Origin of the sequence: Streptomyces sp. NPDC093149, assembly GCF_044754145.1 — a bacterium.
Lineage (GTDB): Bacteria > Actinomycetota > Actinomycetes > Streptomycetales > Streptomycetaceae > Streptomyces.
Map to the genome: position 1 here is coordinate 151,993 of NZ_JBIVON010000004.1, position 6,097 is coordinate 158,089.

Genomic DNA, 6,097 nt, shown 5'->3' on the forward strand with positions numbered 1-6,097 from the left:
CCGCGGCGCCCCGCTCCCGGCGGCCGGGAGCGGGGCGGAGGCGTTTCAGGACGGTGTGGCGGACAGTACGGTCCCCTGGGCCACCGCGCAGAGCGTCCGTGCCCCCTCTTCCCCCGTGGCGAACAGCTCGCAGCGGACCACGGCCTGGCGGCGGCCGGTGTGCACGACTTCGGCGCGGGCGACGAGTGTGCGGCCGGTGGCGGGCCGGACGTACTGGATGGAGAAGCCGCCGGTCAGCACGGCCGGGCCGAGGGTCGTCCCGGCGGCGAAGGTGATCGAGTTGTCGGCGGCGTAGGCCAGGACCCCGCCGTGCACGAAGCCGTTCTGCTGCTGGAGCTCCTGACGGATGTCCACCTCCAGGGTGGCCGCACCGTCCCCGAACGCGGTGATCCTCGCCCCGACCAGCCCGCTGAACGGCTGACTGTCGAGCACCTTCTGTGCCATCTTCAAATCAAGTCCCGTCATGGCAGAGCTTTTTACCTCACCAGCGGACGGGCAGCCCACGCACCCCACGGATCAGCATGCCGGGGAGCCAGTCCGGCTCCCCGCCGTCCGTGTCCAGTACGAGACCGGGGCACCGCTCCAGCAGCGACCGGATCGCGATCCGGCCCTCCATCCGGGCCAGCGGCGCACCCAGGCAGAAGTGGATGCCGTGTCCGAAGGCCAGATGCCCCTGGGTGTCACGGCGGATGTCGAAGCGGTCCGCTTCCGGATAGCGGCCGGCGTCGCGGTCGGCGCCCGCCAGGGAGACCAGGACCGGCTCGCCCGCCGGAATGACCCGCCGGCCGACCCGGACCGTTTCGCGGGGGAAGCGGAACGTGGCGGTCTCCACCGGTCCGTCGTACCGCAGCATTTCCTCGACGGCCCCGTCGATCAGATCGAAGTCCGCACGGAGCAGGGCCAGTTGGTCCGGATGGTCGAGCAACGCCCGTACCCCGTTGGAGATCAGGTTGACCGTGGTCTCGTGCCCGGCGACGAGCAGCAGGAAGGCCATGCCCACGAGCTCGTCGGGCGACAGCCCGTCCCCTTCCTCGTCACGCGCCCTGACCAGCGCGCTCATCAGGTCGTCACCGGGCGAGGACCGCTTGTCCTCGATCAGTTCGCCGAGGTAGGCCCCCATGGCGGCCACGGCCTCGCGCTCCTGCTCCGGCGTGGCCGGGGTGACGACGCCGTTCGACAGCCGGCGGAAGGCGTTGCGGTCCAGGTCCGGCACACCGATCAGTTCGCAGATGACGGTCATCGGCAGCGGGAAGGCGAACGCGTCCACGAGATCGGCCCGCCCGGCCGGCACCATCGCGTCGAGGAGTTCGTCGGTGATCTGCTGGACGCGGGGGCGCAGGGCCTCGACCCGGCGTGCGGTGAACTCCCGGGTGACGAGCTTGCGCAGCCGGGTGTGGTGGGGTGCGTCGAGCTCCAGCATGTTGGCGAAGATCGGATCGTTCCCGTCGGGCCGGTCCACCAGCCCCTGCCACTCCTTGCCGAAGCGCTGGTCGGCGAGGACGGCGCGGCCCTCGTCGTACCCCACCACGAGCCAGACCCGGTCGAAGTCGTCGGTACGGACGGTGTGCACGGGACCCGTGGCGCGCAACTTCTCGTAGTGCGGATAGGGATTCGCGGTGAAGTCCTTGACCCCGCGCAGATCGAAGTCGACATGGAAACTGGCATCGGACATGGGATCGCCCCTCCCGGTCTGATCGGCTCGATCGCTGGCGATCGACCGCTTCAGCCTATGTGGCCCGGTCTGCGCCTTCGTCGTCGAGCAGGCCCGCGTCGTGCACCAACAGCGCGATCTGGACACGGTTGTTGAAATCGAATTTGGCCAGGATCCGGGACACCTGGGTCTTCACGGTCGCCACGCTGAGATAGAGCGTGGCGGCGATCTCGGCGTTGGAACGGCCCTGCCCGACGGCGATCGCGACCTCGCGTTCCCGTTCGGCGAGGGCCGCGATCCGCTGCCTCGCCCGGTCGGTGCGGTCCACCCGGCCGCCTCGGCCGGACCCGGGGCCGGTACCGGCGGCGCGGGCCATCAGCCGGCGGGTCACCGCGGGCGACAGCACCGGATCACCGGCCGCCACCCTCCGCACCGAGTCGACGATCCGGGCCGGAGGGGTGTCCTTCAGGACAAATCCGGCGGCTCCGGCGCGGATGGCCCGCAGCACCTGTTCGTCGGCGTGGAACGTCGTCAGGACGATGACCTCCGGTGCGTCGGGGCGGGCCCGCAGCGCCTCGGTCGCCGTCAGCCCGTCCATGGTCGGCATCCGGATGTCCATCAGCACCACATCGGGGCGGAGCCGGTCGACGAGATCCACGACCTCGGTGCCGTCGGCCCCCTCCCCCACGATGTCGATGTCGTCGGCGCCGCCGAGCATGAGGGTGAGCCCGGCCCGGACGAGCGGGTCGTCGTCGACGATGAGCAGCCGGACGGGCTGCGCCACGGGATCCATGGGCGTCGGGGTGGTCATGACGACAACCGTAGCCAGACCCCGGCCCCTGACGTGCCCCGGTCCGCGACGGCCTCGGGGCCTCTCGTTCGGATCGGGCCGGGTTCGCGTGCCCCGGCACCGCGCCCCGCCGATCCGGCCCGATCCGAACGGAAGACCCCGGGACCGTGCGCCGCTCAGGCCGGCCACGGCAGCCAGGCCCGGATGCCGAAGCCGCCGCCCGGCTCCGGCCCGTGATCGAGACGGCCCCCGGCCAGGGTGGCGCGTTCCGTGAGGCCGATGAGCCCCTGGCCCGAGCCGGGGACCTGCTCGAACGGTTCGGTGGGCGCCGGATTGCGCACCTCGATGGTGAGCCCGTCCCCAGGACCGCCGGCGACGGTGACACCGACCTCGGCGCCCGGTGCGTGTTTACGGGCGTTGGTCAGACCCTCCTGGGCGATGCGGTAGACCGTGCGGCCGGTGGCGGCGGGGGCCGCGGCGGGGTCGGTGATGCGGCTGTCGAGAGTGACCCTCATACCGGCCAGCCGGGACTCGTCGATCAGGGAGTCCAGGGTGGCGAGGGTGGGCTGCGGCCGGTTGTCGTCGCTCTCCCCCGGGCTGCGCAGGACTCCGATGATCTCGCGGAGGTCCTGGAGCGCCTCGTGCGCGCTGTCCCGGATGACCCCGGCGGCCCGCGCCACCTGGGCCGGGGGCGCGTCGGGGCGGAATTCGAGGGCACCGGCGTGGACGCTGAGGAGGGTCAGCCGGTGGGCCAGCACATCGTGCATCTCCCGGGCGATGGCTTCGCGGGCCAGCCGCTGTGCCTGTTCGGCGCGGAGCTCCGCCTCGGTCTCGGCCCGGCGGGCGCGCTCGCGCAGCGTGACGACGAGCTGGCGTCTGGACCGTACGACCATGCCCCAGCTGAGCACCAGCAGCGACAGCAGCACGCCGACGACCGTGGCCGCGGTGAACGAGGTGTCCGGGTCGGGCCGCAGATACGGCTGCACGGGGGCCGTGATCAGAGCGAGTGCCCCGATGACCGCCACGGGGCGGAACGGCCTGTGCACGGCCGCGCTGAACAGGGCCACGAGCAGGGCGCCCGCGGCGACCGGTTCGACGGTGGAGACCAGGATCAGGCCCACCGCGAGGCCGACCGGCCACCGCCGTCGCACCCACAGGGAGCAGCAGGCGGCGGCTCCGATCAGGCAGTCGACGAAGACGACGCCGTCCGGGGTGGTGCGGTCGGCGTCGAGAGCCGACGCGGCGAGCAGGCCGACGCCGGCGGCGCAGAGGAAGGCGGTGAGGTCGACGATCCAGTCCCGCACGGTGCGTCGTGAGCGGCCGGCCTGGTCACCGGGCAGCTCCGGGTCGGCCATCGCCGAGGGCAGCAGCCAGGGGTACTCCGTACGCGTCATACGACAAAACTACCCAGGTCAGGCACAGGTGCCGACGATCCCGGCACAGTGAGACACCAAAGTCGCAGGACGCGAGACTTTCGGCGCGGCGCGGCAGTCCGGTGGCCGACGCGGCGGGCCGACGGGAGCCGGGAGGCTCCCGCCATGAAGAAAATCTGCGAGTCGGTCGGCTTCCTCGTCTTCGTCCAGGGGGTCGCCGGACTCGTCAACGAATGGACGGGATGGTTCCGGTTTTGGACTCTGGTGCGGCGGCTGGACTTCGTCGGTCCCTACGCGACCTTCGTGAACATCGTGCTCGCCGTGGCGGGTGCGGCGGTGATGGTGGCGGCCGACCGGCTCAAGGAGTAGCGGGGTTCACCGCGCGGCGCCCCCGGCCGGTGCCCACCAGGACCAGCAGAGCACCCACCGCACCGAGGACGCCGAGCCGTTCACCGCCGATCGCGATGCCCACGGCGGCGGCCCACAGCGGTTCCGTACCGAGCAGCAGACCGACCCGGGACGGCGAGGTGCGGCGCACCGACCACATCTGCACGAAGAAGGCGAAGAGCGTGCAGAAGACGGAGAGGAAGAGCAGCCCGCCCCACTCCCGGACCCCGAAGCCCGCGGCCACCGTCCACGGCGCCCGGCCGGTGCCGGGCGCGGCCGCGAGCACGGCGAAGACGGCGACGGCACTGCCGAGCTGGACCGTGGTCAGCGACAGCGAGTCCGCCCCCTGCACCGATTTCATGCGGGCCATGAGCAGCACGTGCACGGTACGGGCGAGGGCGGCCACGAGCATCAGCAGGTCGCCCGCCGACGGGCCGGTGAATCCGCCGCCCTGGGTCAGCAGTGCCACACCGGCCACCGAGAGCCCTGCGGCGCCGAGAAACGCCCGGGACGGCCGGACACGGGTCACGGCGGCCTCGGCGAGCGGGGTGAAGATCATCGTGAGGCTGATGACGAGCCCGGCGTCGGTGGCCGAGGTGTGCACGACTCCGTACGTCTCCACCAGGAAGATCCCGCTGAGGACCAGGCCCAGCAGACCCGCTCCCCGCCACTGCGCCGCGCTCAGTGCCCGCAGGCCGCGCCGGCCGGCCACGGCCAGCACGGGCAGTACCACGACGAAGCGCAGTACGAGGACGGCGACGACGGTCTGGGCGGTGGTGATGCCCTTGGCCGCGAGGTAGCTGGACCCCCAGACGACCGCCACGAGCAGCACGGGCAGATCGGTGAGCCAGGCACGGCGCGGCGGGGCGAGGGACGGCGCGGCGATCGAGGACACCTGGCTGGTTCTCCTGGTTCTCCACAACGGGAAGGGGGCGGGGCCATGTGGAGACCTCGGTGGCTCGCACGCGGGGCGCTCACCGTAACGGGCCGCTCCCTCCGGTGGGAACACCCGTCTCACCAGCGGAAGTTCCGCTGCCCCGACCGGCCGCCCGCACGGCCGAGGAGGGATCGTCCTCCGGGGAAGCGGGGTGGAAGTGGTCGGCCGCATCGCCTCCGGGAGCGTCCGAGGGCCACGCGCGGGTGACCGGATTCCGTCGGTCCGGCGGACGGCGCCGCGTGCCCCGCCTCGACGTCCGATTCCCGCCGGTGCGCGTACGGCCGAAGGGCCTTCCTGGTCCGTGTCGAAACAACGGCCCGAGCACAAGGAACCCAACGGGTACGGAAGTGACCGTGGACGGGGGCCACGCGGCCTGACCGTACGGACGTGGGAGGGTGGGGCAACGATTCCTGCTGGAGGAGGGGCCCATGTCCGGACCGGGTCGGCACGACGATCGTCCGCCGCACGAGCAGTTCGGCTTCGACATAGCCCGGCGCGGCTATGACCGCGATCAGGTCGACGACTACCTCACGCGGCTTCGCGACGGCAGCCCGCCCAGCGATTTCCCGGGCTTCGACCTGGTCCGACGTGGCTACGAGCGGGGCCAGGTGGACGAAGCCATCACTCGATTGCGCAGGGCAGCAGGGCTGTGAACCGGGCTCACCCGCACCGGCCTCCGCCCGGCGCCGCGGTCCGCCCCGCCCTGTCGGAACGGTTCGGCCTCCTGGGGTTCGAGCTGACAGCGGACGAGCCGGTCCGCGTCTCCGACGGGTCGCACGGGAGATGCGGCGGGGACCCCGAGGCGCACGAAGAGTTCTGAAGGACCTCTCGCGTCGTGGGGGGGGGGGGCGGCCCCCCCCGCCCCCCCCCCCCCCCCGCCCCCCCCCCCCCCCCCCCCGCGCCCCCGCCCCCCCCCCCCCCCCCCCCCCCCCCCCCCCCCCGCCCCCAACCCCCCCCCC

General features: G+C 72.6%; 7 protein-coding genes. 2 read left to right on the forward strand and 5 right to left on the reverse strand.

Features of this window, described 5'->3' with window-relative positions:
- Positions 1–45: 45 nt before the first annotated feature.
- The 4 genes from ACIQCZ_RS14305 to ACIQCZ_RS14320 all read right to left on the reverse strand — a co-directional run bounded on the left by ACIQCZ_RS14305 (position 46) and on the right by ACIQCZ_RS14320 (position 3,835).
- A complete protein-coding gene (locus ACIQCZ_RS14305) occupies positions 46–465 on the reverse strand; it encodes a PaaI family thioesterase (RefSeq protein WP_361452089.1) in 420 nt (139 codons plus the stop codon).
- A gap of 16 nt (positions 466–481) precedes the next feature.
- Positions 482–1,672, reverse strand: coding sequence for a cytochrome P450 (locus tag ACIQCZ_RS14310; RefSeq protein ID WP_402282365.1), 1,191 nt, complete (start codon positions 1,670–1,672; stop codon positions 482–484).
- Positions 1,673–1,727: 55 nt separating this feature from the next.
- The gene (locus ACIQCZ_RS14315; protein WP_402282366.1) at positions 1,728–2,462 is read right to left on the reverse strand and encodes a response regulator; all 735 of its coding nucleotides are present in this window, start codon (positions 2,460–2,462) and stop codon (positions 1,728–1,730) included.
- 155 nt (positions 2,463–2,617) lie between these two features.
- Positions 2,618–3,835, reverse strand: coding sequence for a sensor histidine kinase (locus ACIQCZ_RS14320; RefSeq protein WP_402282368.1), 1,218 nt, complete (start codon positions 3,833–3,835; stop codon positions 2,618–2,620).
- A gap of 144 nt (positions 3,836–3,979) precedes the next feature.
- Here ACIQCZ_RS14320 and ACIQCZ_RS14325 point away from each other — a divergent pair, with 144 nt between their 5' ends.
- Positions 3,980–4,183 (forward strand): hypothetical protein, encoded by a 204-nt coding sequence (locus ACIQCZ_RS14325; RefSeq protein WP_402282369.1) that lies wholly within the window; start codon positions 3,980–3,982, stop codon positions 4,181–4,183.
- Here the strand turns inward: ACIQCZ_RS14325 and ACIQCZ_RS14330 are convergent.
- Positions 4,173–5,096, reverse strand: a complete 924-nt coding sequence (locus tag ACIQCZ_RS14330) for a DMT family transporter (protein ID WP_402282370.1) — start codon at positions 5,094–5,096, stop codon at positions 4,173–4,175. The two genes, ACIQCZ_RS14325 and ACIQCZ_RS14330, sit on opposite strands and share 11 nt — an antisense overlap.
- A gap of 470 nt (positions 5,097–5,566) precedes the next feature.
- On the opposite strand from ACIQCZ_RS14330, the gene ACIQCZ_RS14335 reads away from it, so the two are divergent.
- The gene (locus ACIQCZ_RS14335; RefSeq protein WP_402282371.1) at positions 5,567–5,791 is read left to right on the forward strand and encodes a DivIVA domain-containing protein; all 225 of its coding nucleotides are present in this window, start codon (positions 5,567–5,569) and stop codon (positions 5,789–5,791) included.
- Positions 5,792–6,097 lie beyond the last annotated feature (306 nt).

Bases quoted from the DNA above. Each gene is read 5' to 3' on its own strand.
- ACIQCZ_RS14320 (WP_402282368.1), bottom strand. From the start codon at position 3,835: ATGACGCGTACGGAGTACCCCTGGCTGCTGCCCTCGGCGATGGCCGAC.
- ACIQCZ_RS14305 (WP_361452089.1), bottom strand. From the start codon at position 465: ATGACGGGACTTGATTTGAAGATGGCACAGAAGGTGCTCGACAGTCAG.
- ACIQCZ_RS14315 (WP_402282366.1), bottom strand. From the start codon at position 2,462: ATGACCACCCCGACGCCCATGGATCCCGTGGCGCAGCCCGTCCGGCTG.
- ACIQCZ_RS14310 (WP_402282365.1), bottom strand. From the start codon at position 1,672: ATGTCCGATGCCAGTTTCCATGTCGACTTCGATCTGCGCGGGGTCAAG.
- ACIQCZ_RS14335 (WP_402282371.1), top strand. From the start codon at position 5,567: ATGTCCGGACCGGGTCGGCACGACGATCGTCCGCCGCACGAGCAGTTC.
- ACIQCZ_RS14325 (WP_402282369.1), top strand. From the start codon at position 3,980: ATGAAGAAAATCTGCGAGTCGGTCGGCTTCCTCGTCTTCGTCCAGGGG.